Origin of the sequence: Vagococcus entomophilus, from assembly GCF_003987595.1 — a bacterium.
Taxonomy (GTDB): Bacteria; Bacillota; Bacilli; order Lactobacillales; family Vagococcaceae; genus Vagococcus_E; species Vagococcus_E entomophilus.
The window spans coordinates 221054-236536 of the sequence record NZ_NGJZ01000002.1 but is presented as its reverse complement, the minus strand read 5'-3'; the positions used below and the strand labels follow the sequence as shown (position 1 = coordinate 236536).

At 37.7% G+C, this 15483-nt stretch carries 19 protein-coding genes and 1 other RNA gene; 5 read left to right on the top strand and 15 right to left on the bottom strand.

All coding sequences use genetic code 11. The features are described from left to right. Positions 1 to 15 precede the first annotated feature (15 nt). The gene (locus tag CBF30_RS07145; protein WP_126824372.1) at positions 16 to 909 is read right to left on the bottom strand and encodes an alpha/beta hydrolase; all 894 of its coding nucleotides are present in this window, start codon (positions 907 to 909) and stop codon (positions 16 to 18) included. Between the two features lie 135 nt (positions 910 to 1044). On the opposite strand from CBF30_RS07145, the gene CBF30_RS07140 reads away from it, so the two are divergent. Beyond that, entirely contained in the window at positions 1045 to 1410 is a 366-nt protein-coding gene (locus CBF30_RS07140; protein ID WP_126824369.1) for a winged helix-turn-helix transcriptional regulator, read from the top strand. Positions 1411 to 1567: 157 nt separating this feature from the next. Here the strand turns inward: CBF30_RS07140 and dtd are convergent, their stop codons facing one another. From dtd to CBF30_RS07115, 5 genes are all read right to left on the bottom strand, one after another. Further along, positions 1568 to 2014: a D-aminoacyl-tRNA deacylase gene (dtd, locus tag CBF30_RS07135; protein ID WP_126824366.1), complete on the bottom strand. Its 447-nt coding sequence runs from the start codon at positions 2012 to 2014 to the stop codon at positions 1568 to 1570. A gap of 4 nt (positions 2015 to 2018) precedes the next feature. Next, positions 2019 to 4241: a RelA/SpoT family protein gene (locus CBF30_RS07130; protein ID WP_126824363.1), complete on the bottom strand. Its 2223-nt coding sequence runs from the start codon at positions 4239 to 4241 to the stop codon at positions 2019 to 2021. A gap of 123 nt (positions 4242 to 4364) precedes the next feature. Beyond that, a complete protein-coding gene (locus CBF30_RS07125) occupies positions 4365 to 5120 on the bottom strand; it encodes a 16S rRNA (uracil(1498)-N(3))-methyltransferase (protein ID WP_126824359.1) in 756 nt (251 codons plus the stop codon). 7 nt (positions 5121 to 5127) lie between these two features. Then, positions 5128 to 6078, bottom strand: a complete 951-nt coding sequence (gene prmA / locus CBF30_RS07120) for a 50S ribosomal protein L11 methyltransferase (protein WP_126824356.1) — start codon at positions 6076 to 6078, stop codon at positions 5128 to 5130. A gap of 10 nt (positions 6079 to 6088) precedes the next feature. Beyond that, positions 6089 to 6571, bottom strand: coding sequence for a DUF3013 family protein (locus tag CBF30_RS07115; protein ID WP_126824353.1), 483 nt, complete (start codon positions 6569 to 6571; stop codon positions 6089 to 6091). Between the two features lie 223 nt (positions 6572 to 6794). Between CBF30_RS07115 and CBF30_RS07110 the strand changes: the two genes are divergently transcribed. The 4 genes from CBF30_RS07110 (at position 6795) to CBF30_RS07095 (ending at position 9117) form a co-directional block, all read left to right on the top strand. Further along, positions 6795 to 8069: a replication-associated recombination protein A gene (locus tag CBF30_RS07110; protein ID WP_126824350.1), complete on the top strand. Its 1275-nt coding sequence runs from the start codon at positions 6795 to 6797 to the stop codon at positions 8067 to 8069. A gap of 60 nt (positions 8070 to 8129) precedes the next feature. Next, a non-coding RNA gene (gene ssrS, locus CBF30_RS07105) (6S RNA) lies at positions 8130 to 8317 on the top strand. Between the two features lie 33 nt (positions 8318 to 8350). Beyond that, positions 8351 to 8629 carry a hypothetical protein gene (locus tag CBF30_RS07100; RefSeq protein WP_126824347.1) on the top strand — a complete coding sequence of 93 codons (279 nt, stop codon included), beginning with the start codon at positions 8351 to 8353 and terminating at the stop codon, positions 8627 to 8629. Positions 8630 to 8661: 32 nt separating this feature from the next. Continuing rightward, the gene (locus tag CBF30_RS07095) at positions 8662 to 9117 is read left to right on the top strand and encodes a universal stress protein (RefSeq protein ID WP_126824344.1); all 456 of its coding nucleotides are present in this window, start codon (positions 8662 to 8664) and stop codon (positions 9115 to 9117) included. A 129-nt stretch (positions 9118 to 9246) separates the two neighbouring features. Here the strand turns inward: CBF30_RS07095 and CBF30_RS07090 are convergent, their stop codons facing one another. From CBF30_RS07090 to comGA, 9 genes are all read right to left on the bottom strand, one after another. After that, positions 9247 to 10431 (bottom strand): acetate/propionate family kinase, encoded by a 1185-nt coding sequence (locus CBF30_RS07090; RefSeq protein ID WP_126824341.1) that lies wholly within the window; start codon positions 10429 to 10431, stop codon positions 9247 to 9249. Between the two features lie 18 nt (positions 10432 to 10449). After that, complete coding sequence (locus tag CBF30_RS07085; RefSeq protein WP_126824338.1) at positions 10450 to 11460, bottom strand: class I SAM-dependent methyltransferase; 1011 nt, start codon at positions 11458 to 11460, stop codon at positions 10450 to 10452. Between the two features lie 96 nt (positions 11461 to 11556). Then, the gene (locus CBF30_RS07080) at positions 11557 to 11910 is read right to left on the bottom strand and encodes a hypothetical protein (RefSeq protein ID WP_126824335.1); all 354 of its coding nucleotides are present in this window, start codon (positions 11908 to 11910) and stop codon (positions 11557 to 11559) included. After that, on the bottom strand, positions 11897 to 12355 hold the full coding sequence (gene comGF / locus CBF30_RS07075) for a competence type IV pilus minor pilin ComGF (protein WP_126825526.1): 459 nt from the start codon (positions 12353 to 12355) through the stop codon (positions 11897 to 11899). The genes CBF30_RS07080 and comGF overlap by 14 nt, the downstream gene beginning before the upstream one ends. Further along, complete coding sequence (locus CBF30_RS07070) at positions 12312 to 12641, bottom strand: hypothetical protein (protein ID WP_126824332.1); 330 nt, start codon at positions 12639 to 12641, stop codon at positions 12312 to 12314. The genes comGF and CBF30_RS07070 overlap by 44 nt, the downstream gene beginning before the upstream one ends. Next, entirely contained in the window at positions 12607 to 13080 is a 474-nt protein-coding gene (gene comGD, locus CBF30_RS07065) for a competence type IV pilus minor pilin ComGD (protein WP_126824329.1), read from the bottom strand. Before comGD ends, CBF30_RS07070 begins: the two co-directional genes overlap by 35 nt. Continuing rightward, complete coding sequence (gene comGC, locus CBF30_RS07060) at positions 13077 to 13373, bottom strand: competence type IV pilus major pilin ComGC (RefSeq protein WP_126824326.1); 297 nt, start codon at positions 13371 to 13373, stop codon at positions 13077 to 13079. The genes comGD and comGC overlap by 4 nt, the downstream gene beginning before the upstream one ends. Beyond that, complete coding sequence (gene comGB / locus CBF30_RS07055) at positions 13370 to 14455, bottom strand: competence type IV pilus assembly protein ComGB (RefSeq protein WP_170168971.1); 1086 nt, start codon at positions 14453 to 14455, stop codon at positions 13370 to 13372. The genes comGC and comGB overlap by 4 nt, the downstream gene beginning before the upstream one ends. Continuing rightward, the gene (gene comGA, locus CBF30_RS07050) at positions 14355 to 15383 is read right to left on the bottom strand and encodes a competence type IV pilus ATPase ComGA (RefSeq protein ID WP_126824320.1); all 1029 of its coding nucleotides are present in this window, start codon (positions 15381 to 15383) and stop codon (positions 14355 to 14357) included. Before comGA ends, comGB begins: the two co-directional genes overlap by 101 nt. Positions 15384 to 15483 lie beyond the last annotated feature (100 nt).

Below are 15483 nucleotides of genomic sequence, written 5' to 3'. Positions count from 1 at the left end.
TCTAACAACGGCTTGTCAATTCATGTATTGCAGATGTTTTTTTAGGAACATTAGCGCTAGGGGTGCCCATATTGAAATCCCATCTTCTGAGCCACTTGGAGTTGAATTATAGTTGGCAAGAGATTGCCCATGGGGGCCACTTTCAAAAATGTGTAATTCATAATTTAAATTATTTTCACTAAGCTTACGCGCAAAATTGAGCAATTGTGTGGTATACATCATCTCATCGTCAGCCGTTCCCCAGATAAAGACGGGGGGAACGTTGGACGTAACGTGACTAATCGGGCTTACCGATTCCAATTGCGCAATTGTCGCTCCTTTTCCAGCTCCTAACTCTAGGGCCTTATCCAAAAATAATCCTTTTGGTTGATTCACTAACTTCAAAATCTCGTCTCGATTTTTATCTACTGCTGCCATTTCTTTTTGATACACGAAATCAAGGATTGGATACCCTAGTACTACAGCATTCGGTCGTAACCTTTCAGCTGATACTCCTAATTTTTCTGCCAAAAATGGCTCCTGCCACTGAGTTGCCAGTGAGGCACAGACTGTCCCTCCAGCAGAAAAACCCATAATGGTAACTTTTTCTGGATCAATTTGCCACTTTGCGGCATTTTCTCTGACAATAAGCATCATTTTCGCTAAATCTAGGACAGGATTGGGAAAGGTTCCATCTCCTATTGAATGAGTCGTATAATTTAAAACTATCGCTTGATATCCTTGATTTAAAAAATAAAGTGCAACCGGTTCTTGTTCTCTAGCAGTAATTCGGGCAAACCCTCCACCACCACAAATAATCACAGCTGGATGCTTTCTTTCTAATTCAATATCCTTTGAATTTCCCATTAAATAAGCTTGATAATTCGCCTTAGATTCATGTCCCCATAACTGATTTGTTAAAATTTCCAAATTGTTAGCCTCCTATTATTTTTATCTTCTGTTGTTGCTTTTGTTTCTTAATCTCATTATACTAACTATGAATTATGCCTCAAGTACGCAGTTTTTTATAACTAAGTACGAATGAGCATACTAAGGAGGAAGCCGATGCAAAATAATACCCCGGAATATCAAAAATTTTTCTCAAGTTTAGCAGAATTTAAGGATGGGCAAGACTGCCCGATTATTCAAGCCTTGGTCTTTTTACAAGGAAAATGGCATTCTCGAATTATTTTTTTCTTACTCAAAAATGACACTTTGCGCTTTGGGGAGCTAAAAAAAAGGCTCCCTCCTATTACAAATACCGTCCTTGCTACTTCTTTAAAAGAACTGGAGCAACGGGAAATTATTGCCCGCAAACAATTTAATGAAGTTCCTCCCCATGTTGAATACTCATTAACCGAACGGGGAAAATCACTATTGCCTGTCTATGTAGAGCTTGGAAAATGGCAGCAAAATACGCAAACTCACTAATCTTAATCCAGCTATAAAACACACGGTAACGAGTGCCAAAGGACAATCTCCACAAAAAAGCACCCCCGTTTTCTTCATTTTACATGAATTTAACGGCGGTGCTTTTATCCTTGTCATGATGCACGAGGTAATCCCTAAAAATAGCTAATCAACTCGTCTATTTGTCATTCGTATCGAGTACTATTGTGACCGGTCCATTATTTACCAGCGAAACATCCATATCTGCACCAAATTCTCCTGTTGCCACCTTCACGCCATAATTTCTAAGCTGTTCGTTGAAGTAATCATACAAAGATTTGGCACGGACAGGTTTTTCTGCTTGCATAAAATTCGGTCGATTGCCTTTTTTTGTGCTACCTAACAAGGTAAACTGGGAAATGGATAGAACTTCTCCTTGCACTTGCAAAATATTTTTGTTCATCTTTTGCTCTTGATCTTCAAATACCCGCAAATGAGCAATTTTTTTAGCTAAATAATCTGCCTCGGCTTGTGTATCTCCCGTTTGAACCCCAACCAAAAGCACGAAACCGACGTTTATGCTTGCAGTCACTTGCTGTTCAATCGTAACACTTGCTTGACACACACGTTGTAAAACAACTTTCATTCTTTTATCCTTTCATTCGACGTACACTATAGACATCTGGAACATTTTTAATTTTATCAACAATCTTTTGCAAATGTGCTAAGTTTTGAATAGATAAAGTTAAACTAACCGTAGCCATCTTATTCTTGTTTGGTTTGGCTTCCACACTAACCAAATTTTTAGAAACAGAACTAACCGCCTGTAAGATATCGTTTAGTAGACCTGAGCGATTGTATCCATAAACTTCTAGGTCAGCATCGTATTCTTTTCCGACTTCTGCAGCATCTTCTTCCCAAGAAACATCAATCAGTCGTTGTTTAATTTCTTCAGAATTTTTCACATTCGGACAATCACTTCGATGGATTGAGACCCCTCTTCCTTTCGTAATATATCCAACGATGTCATCCCCAGGAACAGGATTACAGCAACGACTAAAACGAATGAGCAGATTGTCAACACCCTGAATAACGACGCCACCTTCATGACGGATTTTTAATTTTTCATTTTCTTTCTTTTGAACGGGTTGATTCATCAGCTCGTCTGCTACTTGTTTTTGGCGTTCTCGCTCTCGTTCACGTCTTTCCTTTTCGGTTAGACGATTGTAAACTACTTGAGCAGTTACCTCGCCGTAACCAACTGCTGCAAACAAGTCGTCTTCAGAATTAAAATTAAAACGCTCTAAAGCCTCACTTAGTTTTTGTTTACCCAGGAAAACTTTAGGTGGAAAATCATTTTCTAAAAGAAATGTCTCTACTTGCTCTCTTCCTTTGATAATATTTTCTTCGCGATCTTGGACTTTGAAAAAGCGTTTGATTTTATTTCTTGCTTTGCTAGTAGCCACCATCTTGACCCAATCACGGCTTGGTCCAAAAGAATTGGGCGAAGTTAAAACTTCGATAATGTCGCCATTTTTCAATTTATAATCTAATGGGACCATTTTCCCATTAATTTTGGCACCTGTCGTTTTGTTGCCAATCTCAGTATGAATATTGTAGGCAAAATCAAGTGGTCCTGAGCCTTTTGGCAACTCTGTAACATCCCCTTTGGGCGTGAAAACATAGACCTTATCACTAAAGATGTCCCCTTTGACACTTTCCATAAAATCTGAAGCATCATAACTTTCATCTTGCAGTTCGATAATTTCTCTAAACCAGCCAAGCTGACGGCTTACACCATCTTGTTGTTCCAGTTTATCTGTTTTCCCTTCTTTATAGGCCCAGTGTGCCGCAACCCCAAATTCAGCAATTTGGTGCATCTCATGAGTTCGAATTTGGACTTCAATAGGAGTACCTTGTGGACCTAATATCGTGGTATGCAAAGATTGGTACATATTTTCTTTTGGCATCGCAATATAGTCCTTAAATCTTCCTGGCATCGGTTTCCATTTTGTATGAATTGCCCCCAAAACGGCATAACAGTCTCGAATCGTATCCACCACAACACGAATTGCGAGCAAGTCATAAATCTCACTAAAGTCTTTTTTCTTATCTTTCATTTTGTGATAAATAGAATAAATATGTTTGGGGCGGCCATAGATTTCAGCATAGATTTCTAAATCTTCTGTCGCTTTACGTATTTCTTCCACCGCCTCATTTACATAGGCTTCACGTTCTTCACGTTTTGCTTGCATCAAGTGAACAATCCGGTAATACTGTCTTGGGTTTAAATAACGTAATGCCGTATCTTCTAACTCCCATTTAATCTGTCCAATCCCTAAGCGGTGCGCTAAAGGTGCATAGATTTCGATTGTTTCTTGTGCAATTCTGCGTTGTTTGTCTTCTCTCAAATGTTTCAAAGTACGCATATTGTGTAATCTATCCGCTAATTTCACCATAATCACACGCAAATCTTGTGCCATCGCAAGTAACATTTTTCGATGATTTTCCGCTAATTGTTCCTCATGTGAGCGGTACTCGATTTTCCCAAGCTTGGTTACTCCGTCGACAAGCATTGCCACATCTTTACCAAAATCACGCTTCAAATCATCCAACGTTACTTCGGTATCTTCGACAACATCATGTAAAAAACCCGTTGCAACCGTATGAGGATCCATTCTAAGCTCTGCCAAAATACCCGCTACTTGAATAGGGTGGATAATATAGGGTTCCCCCGACTTTCTCGTTTGTCCAGAGTGCGCATCTGTCGCATACTCACATGCTTTTTGAACAAACGCCACGTGTTCTTCGCTCATATATTGTCTTGTCATATTAATAACACTTTGTCCAGTTAAGATTTCCTCTCTAGGCATCCTTTTCACTCCCTTTATACAAAAGAAGCACTACTTGAAAGCAGTACTCCTTGATTCATCTTGCTCCATGCTTTTCTTTAGTATACTGTTTTTCAAGCTTTTTTTCAACGAATCACTATCTTATTATCCTAGCAATTCCCACTGATAGCTCATAGCACTCAACGCATAGATTGGGGCGGTCTCGGCTCGAAGAATTCTTGGACCTAAGCCACAAATGATTGCGCCATTTTGATAAAACAAGTCAATTTCTCCTTTAGAAAATCCACCTTCTGGTCCAAAAATAATCAATACCTTTTCTTGCTGCACACATTGAGTGATTGCCTGTACAAAAGCAGATTTTTCGCCTTTTTTTGCCGACTCTTCATATGCAACAAGAACCGTCTGATACTCTTTAAACTTCTGAACCAACTCATCCAGTTCACTGAGTAACGTAACCTGTGGCTGCATGGTTCTGTGCGCTTGTTCTGCTGCTTCTTTACATATTTTCTGCAAACGGATACTCTTTTTCACTCTTTTTTTGTCGTCCCATTTTGCTACAGCGTATTTGCTTGGAAAACCGACTAGCGCTTGCATACCAAGCTCTGTCCCTTTCTGTGCGATCCATTCTAACTTGTCCCCTTTTGGATACCCACAAGCAATCGTGACTGACACAGGCATTTCTTTTTCTGCCTGTTCTTTTTCAATTTCTTCCAAATAAACGCTGTCTGCTTCAATTCGTGTGATTTTCGCCTTAATCGAACACTGATTTTGAAACACTAAAAAGCAATCATCTCCAACTGCCATGCGCATCACTCGAACCGCATGGTGATAGTCTTCTTCTGTTAATGTAAAAGATTGATTTTGATTTACATACCTTTCGTTCAAAAAATAACGTTGCATCGCCCTACTACTCCTCAATCTCTGCTTTTTTCAAAATAATCGCAAACCAATCCCCTTGCTGTAACAATTGATCGACTACAAATCCTGCTTCCATCATCGCTGTAACCACTTCATCTTTTTTTTCTTTAATGATGCCTGAAACAATAAACGTTCCTTGCTCCTTCAATAATCGATGTGCATCCGCAATCAGTCGCAAGATAATATCTGCCAAGATATTGGCTACAATCACGTCCGCTTGTGTTGAAATTCCTTTTAATAGATCATTAGCGCTAACATGTACATCCTGCGCAATAGGATTTAAATCCATATTTTCTTTTGCAGCGTTCACCGCTACTTCATCTAAATCATAAGCAAAAACTTCTTTTGCGCCAAAACTTTTACTCGCAATACTCAAAACACCCGAACCCGTTCCAACATCTAAAACCGTTTCTCCTCCGCAAAGACTTGTTTCTAACGCTTGTAAAGTCAATCGAGTGGTCGGATGCGTACCCGTTCCAAAAGCCATACCAGGATCAAGTTTGATCACGCACTCATCTTGATTTTTAGGTTCATATTTTTCCCAGTTTGGTACAATTGTTAAAAAGCGGGAAATTCGTACCGGGTGATAATATTTTTTCCAGGCAGAAGACCAGTCGCTTTCTGCAACTTCACTAATCTCCAACCTATTTTCACCAATATTCAAGCCGTACTCTGGTAATTTTAGAATTCTTTCTTTCATTTCAGGTAAAATTTCAGGTAAAAACATCGTTTCTGGAAAATATGTTCGGATAATTGCCCCTTCTTTTACATGCTTGAAAGTCGACTTATCCAGTAATTCTCCAAAGGCATCCGACTTGAAATTTTCCACGTCCAACGCATCTTCTATCGATACCCCACTCGCGCCTGACTCAATCATAATGTTGGAGATAGCTTCCACTGCTTCACTCGTTGTTGTTATCTTTACTTCGGTCCACTTCATTTTTTTCCTCCTAATAACTTGGATAGGCCACATTGCCCGCATTTTTTTCTTTTTTCTTTGCATAAATCTCATCAAACTCTGCATCTTGCCACTTTAATTCAAAGACATCTGCATCCTGATCATTTAGAAAATCTAACAAATCACTTTCTCCTTCTGTTAAAACCTCAGGTAGGTACGTTGAAATTGCTAAGATCAAAGCTTTGTCAATTCCTTTTTTCCCTTCATATGGAAAAACTTTCAGATAATCTGATTCCTCAAATTGACTTTTCCCTGGAAGATAAAAAAGAAGGGCATCTTCAAATTCAATAATTTCTTCCTCAGATTTTGTCCCGTCAGTATCCTCAATCGCTAACCCAACCTTGTTTTGAGCAAACAATTGAAAAATCAATTCAATTGTGTGATTTCTTTTATCCCAGTCAATAGCAAAATCATAATTTCCCATTGTCTTAGTTAGCTCTGTTTCCAAACAGGTTAAAATAGTTTCTTTTTTCATCACGTTATTCCTCTCCGACTTTACTCATTCCTCTTTATCATACAAGAATAAGAGGTGACATGCCATATATTTTCTCGCTTTTGTAAGCATTCTATCTTCTGCTTTTATTTAAACCAATCGAGAAAGGTTCTCTGGCCATCAAAAGCAACATTTAAAACGAATGTATGTTCCACATTTTAGAAATATGCTATACTGATGGTAGAAATAAAAGGAGGTCTTTCGTATGCAAAAACCACTTGCTTACCGCATGCGTCCTCAAACGTTAGAAGATATTGTGGGACAGAAACACTTAGTTGGAGAAGGAAAAATTATTCGTCGGATGGTCGATGCTAAAATGCTTTCTTCGATGATTTTATACGGACCACCCGGAACAGGTAAAACAAGTATTGCAAGCGCCATTGCAGGATCTACTAAATATGCGTTTCGTGCGCTCAATGCCGCAACGGATACTAAAAAAGATTTACAAATTGTAGCCGAAGAAGCCAAGATGAGTGGGACCGTCATTTTACTACTTGATGAAGTACACCGATTAGATAAGGTCAAACAAGATTTTTTACTCCCACATTTAGAAAGTGGTCAAATTATTTTGATTGGTGCTACTACAGAGAATCCTTATATCAGCATCAATCCTGCTATCAGAAGTCGGACCCAAATTTTTGAGGTCACCCCCTTAGACGAGGAAGAAATAAAAGAAACCCTTCTACGAGCACTGAACGATTCAAACAACGGACTTGGCAATGAGTCCGTACAGATAGATGAACAAGCATTACAACATCTTTCACGTGTAACAAATGGCGATGTACGGAGTGCACTAAATGGGCTAGAGCTAGCTGTAAAATCCACTCCTTGTCAGAGCGATGGCACCATAAATCTTACCCTCCCTATTATCGAAGAGTGTGTACAAAGAAAGTCCTTGACTCATGATAAGGATGGCGATGCCCATTATGATGTGATTTCTGCACTGCAGAAATCTATTCGCGGAAGCGATGCGGATGCGGCCTTACACTATCTTGCACGTCTTGTAGAAGCTGGCGATCTACTTAGCATTAACAGACGGTTGATGGTCATAGCATACGAGGACATCGGACTAGCAAATCCCGCTGCTGCTGCCCGAACGGTTACCGCTGTTCAAGCGGCTGAAAAGCTCGGATTTCCAGAAGCACGCATCCCACTTGCCCAAGTAGTAATTGATCTTTGTCTTTCTCCAAAATCAAATTCCGCATGTGCTTCTATTGATGCAGCACTTGCCGATATTCGGATTGGAAAAGTAGGTGATGTGCCCCCTCATCTAAAGGACAGTCATTACCAAGGGGCCGAACAGCTGAATCGAGGGGTTGCCTATAAGTATCCTCATGATTTTCCAAATGGTTGGGTAAGCCAACAATATTTACCCAATAAGCTAACGAATGTTCACTATTACAAACCAAAAGAAACTGGAAAGTATGAACAAGCTTTGCTTCATCAATATTGTAAAATTCAGCAACAGAAAAAAAAATAACCCTCCATTCGTAGGCAGAATTCATTGATGTTTTTTTAAAATTATGCTACGATAATGGTGTAATATCTGTGGTGTGCGAGTTGTTCTACACTGTGTTGACCGAACATTTAGTGTTACTTTGGGATCGAACTAGCTCATTTGGAAAACAAGCCTTTTCACTTGGTAGTTTGAAGAATTGACAGTTGAGCCCACCTGCTTACTCGCGGGATCAACGCTACAGGACGATTAACGGCATCGACGGATATTATTTTTTTAATTTCTATACCTTATAGGAGCAACCGATGCTTACATTCTTATTACTTATTATTGCGATTTTTTTAATGATTATTGCATTTTATTTTACTAAAAAAAAAGAAAAATTAGCAAAGCTTTTTGGCAAAAAAAATTCAATAACCACAGTTACAAATTCGATTACACTGTTTAGTCGGATATATCTTGGACTCGGGTTGATTGGTATTGCACTTATTTTTGTACATAACCTAACTTTTACGTTAATCTACATCTTTATTGTCCTAGTATGTTCAATGATTTTTAGCTTTACGCTAGCTAAATGGTTGTAAAAAATACTTACTATTTGAAGGGATGATTAGTTATGACTCAAGATTACAAAAATATTCTGGTTGCAGTAGATGGATCAGATGAAGCGGAATTAGCTTTCCAAAAAGCTGTTAGTGTATGTTTAAGAAATAAGGCCCACTTACTAATCGCTCACATTATTGACACGCGTGCTTTTCAAAATATCGCATCTTTTGATGAAACAATGGTAGAACAAGCTACTAGTATGGCTAAGCAAACGATTGCAGAATATATTGATTTTGCAAAAAAACAAGGTCTTACAGATGTCAAAGAGCTGATTGAATACGGCGCTCCAAAACCGCTCATTGCAAAAGAAATTCCAACTGAAAACAACATTGACTTGATTATGCTCGGCGCTACAGGTCTAAATGCTGTTGAACGTTTGTTTATGGGGTCTGTTTCAGAATATGTTATCCGTCATGCTCCTTGTGATGTATTAATTGTTCGGACAAATCTAGATAATAAAAAATAAACATTTAAATTCTAAAAAATAAAACTCGACTAGAAATTCTAGTCGAGTTTTTATCTATCCAAAACACAAAAACCAAAAATGACTCAGTAACAGCCTTTCAAGTAATAAAATGATAGAATAACTTGTTAATTACTTGGTTAATTTTTCAACGTCACGTGCAATCATTAACTCTTCGTCTGTCGGTACCAACAATACCTTAACCTTTGAATCTTCTGTAGAAATGATGGTTTCAACAGCTTGTGCTTCGTTCCGCTGCGGATCAAGTTCACAACCAAACCAAGAGAGACCCGAAATGATTCTTTGACGCATCTTTCGGTCGTTTTCCCCAATTCCTGCTGTAAAAATAATAGCATCTGCTCCGTTTAGCGTTGCAAAATAAGAACCAATGTATTTACGAATACGATCAGCAAATATTTGAACCGCGAGTTGGGCTTTTGGATCTGGATTCTCTTCTAAGTCACGCATATCGCTAGAGATTTGGGAAATACCTAGCAAACCAGATTTTCTATTGAGCAAATCAATCATCTCATTCATATCCGTCATCTCTAGTTTTTCCATCAAATAGGCTAACAATGAAGGATCAATGTCTCCGGATCTTGTTCCCATAGTAGTACCGGCTAAAGGCGTGAAGCCCATTGAGGTGTCAATTGATTTTCCGTTTTCAATTGCAGTAATCGAAACCCCATTCCCGATGTGACATGTAATTAATTTTAACTCTTCAATTGGTTTACCTAACATTTTAGCAGCACGAAGCGCTACATAACGATGACTCGTTCCATGCGCTCCATATTTTCTAACTTTGTATTTGTCGTAATACTCGGTTGGAATACTATACAAATAATTCACTTCAGGCATTGTCGTATGAAAAGAAGTATCAAAAACAGCAACATTTGTCGTTTTTGGCAATAATCTTTCAAATACACGAATTACTTTTGCTTCTGCAGGATTGTGCAAGGGCGCAAATTCAGCTAGCGACTCTATTTTTTCTAAAACCGCTTGGTCGATTATAATAGAGTCTTGAAATGTTTCCCCACCAGCTACTACTCTGTGTCCCGCACCTTTAATCTCATCAAAGGAACGAATAATATTTAAAGCTATCAATTGTTCTAAAAGCATATTTACAGCAATATCGTGATCCAGAATATCCAACACTCGGTTATAGACTTCTCCGTTTCCATATTTGATTGTAAAGATAGACTCAGGTAGGCCAATTCTCTCTACAATCCCTTTTGCAATAATCGTTTCCTCAGGCATTGCAAAAATTTGCCATTTTAAACTTGAACTTCCCGCGTTAATCGCTATTGTTTTTGACATAGTCGTCTCCTTTATTCTTTAGTCTAAATACTGCTTTTTCCATGAAGAAAATTTAGCAAAAAATGCTTGTAAAGCTTTTGGATCTTGCAATGAAGGAAGCTCAGCTAACAATACTTCTTTAGCCTGACAGCTACCGGAACCTTGATTTTGTACGACCAAAATGCTCTTTCTAGACTGCTTTGTTTTAAATAAGTTATTGGGTAATTTCAAAACTGCTTGTACATAAACAGATGAACGTAACCATTTCTTCAAACTTTCCTCTTGACTTGTTTCAAAAAGATTTTCTGGGACTAAGAAAATTCCATAGCCTCCATCTTTTACATATTTCATACTTTGTTCCATCAACAAATGATGGGCATAGGTATTCTCCAGTTCTGAGAACACTTGAAAATTTGCGGCTTTATCTTGATTTGGATAGAAGCCAACTGGCAGATCAGAAATCGCAAAATCAACTGGATCGACCAGCAACGGCTGCAAACCATCTTGGTGAAACAACTGAACAGAGGCTTTTGTCCACTGCGTGTTAACAGCTGCAACAGATAGCAAAGTATCATCAATATCTACCCCAATGCCTTTAACTGTAGTGCCCGCAAGCTCAAGATTAAGTAACACAGTCAAGAGAAGATTCCCGGATCCAACTGCAATATCCAGTATAGAAAGCTCTGTTTGAGTTTTCTTTTTCAATTGTTCAATTAGATATACAAACAAAAAGCCCAGCGCATCAGGAGTTAACTGATGGTTAGGTTGAACATATTCTTGCTTCATCCCTTTCAATAAAACTAATTGAAAGACTTTTCTAAGCTCTTCTTTTGAAAATGATAGCGCTTGAAATTTTTTGTACGCACATTCTAGTTTTTGCACATGATCCTTGTTGGGTACTCCGTCAAGGACCCGGACTGTTTGTCCATCAAGAAAGTTCTCACCAGTTTCAATGTAACTATCTAAAAAAGAAACACCAATGGCCTTCTTTAATAGGTCAATCGCTTCATTCATAATTGTAAAACCTTGTTCTACTGTCTGTTGAGACATTTTCCCACCTCTTTTTAACAACTTTCATTCTCCCTAATTCTAACGAATCTATTACAAGAATTCAAGTATTGACTTCTATAAAAACGTTGTTTTTTTTTAATTTAAAAGTTGAGCAAGTGGAATCTCTTTTTTTAGCTGGTAAGACTTCCCTTTTGCTTTCGTACATAAATGAAAAATTTGATTATTATAGCTTACTTCTACCTCTCCATCAACAAAAATATATTTCTGATCATAACTACTTTTAGCTAAATCTTTGGCACTTTGTTCTCTTAGTTGTTGCACGGACATATTCTCCATAATGCGTAACTTGTAATACCAGATTGTCTGATATACAAATAAACTTTTTCGGTAATAATCTGCTGTTATTGCTAGAAACAATAAAAGCGTGATACAAAATATTCCCACAGTCGAAACGAGTAAACTGCCTTTGTGTTTTTTACAATCTGCCACTAATTGTCCACCTTCCGTTATTGGTAGTACCATCAATAAATTCAACCTCTAATTGAAAAACATGTGCATTGACTTTTTCAACTTTTACATGTTTAACCCCTAATAAAAGTGGCTCATGCCCGCCATTTTTTACTCGGCGAAGCATTTTTTTATAGTGCTCTATTTTTACTATTTTGTCTTTTTCATAATAAACCAACTTGCCATCAATAACTGTCATCTCTTGAGTATCAGCACGAGTCATCACGACATTCATCTGTGCAAGAAATACATGCCACTCTAGTTGATACTTAGAGCTATTTTGCTTTTCATATTTTCGAATCAACTGCACTGCTGGGGGTAATGTGCTCACTACCAAACTAAATAAGAAGAGACTGATTAAAGCTTCTAAAAGAGTGAAGCCTTTATTTAATTTGTAATAATTGTAGGGAAATTTTGTTTTTTCCATAGCAAACCTCAATTTCTCGTTGGGGCAAATATACACACCGAAACCTTTCTTTCTGAACTTTTTTTTCGTAGCTTTGTACTGCTTTATTCACTTTCATCTCTTCACTCATCTCATATGCTGCTCGATAAGCTTCTAAACGAGCAAATTTTTCGTGGGTCTGGTGGTTTATACGGATCATTCCCATCCCCAAAACGGACCACATAGTTCCCAGAATAATGACAGATAAATAGCTTTCAATGATCAAACTCCCCTTACTTTTTCGAATTTGATTCCTCTTTCTTTTCAAAACGTCCACTCCCCATCTGAAACTGATACGAATACTTTTTGTTAACGCTTAAACAAATAAAGCTCATCTTTTTCATCTTCCCCGTGTTGCCATTCCCTTTTTTGAACTGAATGGTCTGTGTATCCTGCACGATCAGCTTACTTGGAATTTTTAATTTGATCGTTACAATATTGCCATTGTAGTCCACTGTTTCATATTCAATCTTTTGGAACTGCTGATTTAAGCTTATTTTTGTAGTCTGATTTGTAAATAAAGCCGTTTGCTGTAGCTGATACAGAACTTTTTCAAACTCATATAAAAAAAATTGATTTTCTAATTTTTCTTGCCATCTAGAAGCCTGCGAAAACGAAAAACTAAAACAAATAGCAACGATACCTAAAACAAGCAACATCTCGAAAAAAGTCGAACCTAAATGTTTATCCACATGATATTTTGTCATTTTAATTGAATTTTCCGTTTTTTAGCATCTTCAATTTGTTTTTGAGTAAGATAGCCATTATTGAACAGTTTTTCCCACGTTACTTCGTGATCTTCCATTTCTAGCTTGAATAGTTCAGATTGTGTTTCTATTACTTTTGTCAAAGCTTCTGTTCCTTCTTTTTGGATCAGTTCACTTTTCTTGGATAGATTTGGGACAAATAATAATAGTAAAACCGCTATGATTGAGAGTACTAACAGCATTTCCAAAAGTGTGAATCCTGCGTATTTATTTGTCCGTTTTCTACATTTCATATCAATCGCTCCATTTCATTATAAATCGGCAACAACAACGAACCATATACACTTATAATCAGTATCGCTATTAATAAAAATAAAAAAGGTTGAAACAGATTAAAAAAATATTGAACTTTTTCAAGCAAATTTTTGCTTAGCTGTTCGGCATAAAAGACCATCTCTTTGCCTAAAATCCCCTTTACTTCCCCCTGCTCAATCACTTGCTTAAACCCTTTTAGTAAAAAAGGCCACTCTTGTATTTTGTCTGCTATCGATTTCCCCTCCTCAAACCCTTTTCGTAATTCGTTGGCCATTTCTTTCATCAAACGAGTTGTCCCTTCACCAGACATAATTTCGACAATTTCTTTTAATTCCAGACCTTGCAATAGTAATTTTCCCCATTCTAAAGCAAAAAAAGAAGTATAGTACATTTGGGCATACCCACCAATAAGAGGGACACTTACAAATAAATTTGCTTGATATAAAGCGGTCTTGTTTCTTAAATATATTTTTCCACTGGCCACGCCAAGAACAACAAGAATTACTAGGCCAAAGGTGACAATAGGCATATACCGTAAAAAATAAATGGCTGGGCTTTTTTGACCTGTAAGCCTTAACTGCGGAAGTAAAAAATAATTCATCCCCATAACTACAGACAATAAAATACAAAATAATGTAAGGGGATAAAGAAGGATCTTCCATAATTTTTTTCGTTGCTTTTGCCACATGTCTAGCTGCTTTGCAATATTCCCCAAAGTTCCTGAAAGATCCCCATGAACATCTGCTAGACTAATCTGGGCAATATAAATGGGGGACAGTTGAAGATGAGCAAATATCTGATAGACATACCTCCCCTCAGATAAATCTTGTTCCATTTTCTGGATACTGCAGTTATTTTTGATTTCAATCTTTATCAAAAAATGCAAACTGTCTTGAATACTTAATCCAAAAGCTAACAAGTCTGCTAAAAGTTGCACCAAACGTTGCTGCTCATTTAGCTTAATTCTCATAGAGAAGTTCATTTTGAAAAGTTTTTTGAGTAATCTGCCCCCTTGCCCAAGCTTTTCCCAACAACCGTTTCCATCTAGCTCCTGTTTCATTTTTTTTAAAAACCTCCTCAAAAAATAATGTGTCAAAAAGAACCGCATGATTGCGGCTTAAATATGGACAAAAAGGCTGGCACTTCTCACCACACCGTGAACAAACTAACGGAATCAGGCGTTGATAGATGACCCCTTTCAAACACTGTCTCAGCTCTTCTTTTGGTACCCCCAATTCTTTTAACCTTGGTATTGCTCCATGCGCATGCATCGCATGTAATGTAGAGAAGATCAAGTGTCCTGTAAGTGCCCCTCGAATGGCAATCTTTGCCGTTTCTGCATCTCGTATCTCACCAATAATCAATAAATCCGGTCGGCTTCTCAAACAAACCTTGACCAACTTTTCATAGGTTAACCCTATTTTGTCATTTACTTGCAGTTGTAAAAACGTCTCTTGCTCCAGCTCAACTGGATCTTCAATCGTTATGATCTGTCTATCGGAGTACTTTTGTGCTAAGTGATGCATCGTCGTTGACTTTCCTGCTCCCGTTGGCCCACAGAATAAGTACAAACCATGTGCCCGGACTTTTTCAGCAACTTTTATCATTTGGTTTGGAAATAAAAACTGCAGTCTTTCTGTTTGACTTGCTGAATGTAAAAAGCGCAAGACGAGGATTTCATGATTTCGATAGTCTGATACGCTCGACAACCGAATGCGACAGACGCCTGATTGATACTGAAAACTTGCAGCACCTATTTGAACTTTTCTTCTTTCAGAAACGTCCATTCCAGCCAAGTATTTAAATAATAGAATCAGCTTTTCTCCAGTAGTAAAACCTAATTGCTGTGCTACGATTTTTTTCTGGTGGACTCTATAAGAAATTTCGTATCCAAATTTACGGGGATAAATATAACAATCACTGGCTTTACGCACAGAAGCTTCACCAATAATTTGTTGCATGATTTCTTTTATCTCTATCTTTGCCATAGGACTTTCCTCCCTTCGTTCACACCTTACTATCAAAATACGCAAAAAAAAAATTTATTTTTTATTTAAAAAAAGGATTATAAATATATGAAATTTAGAC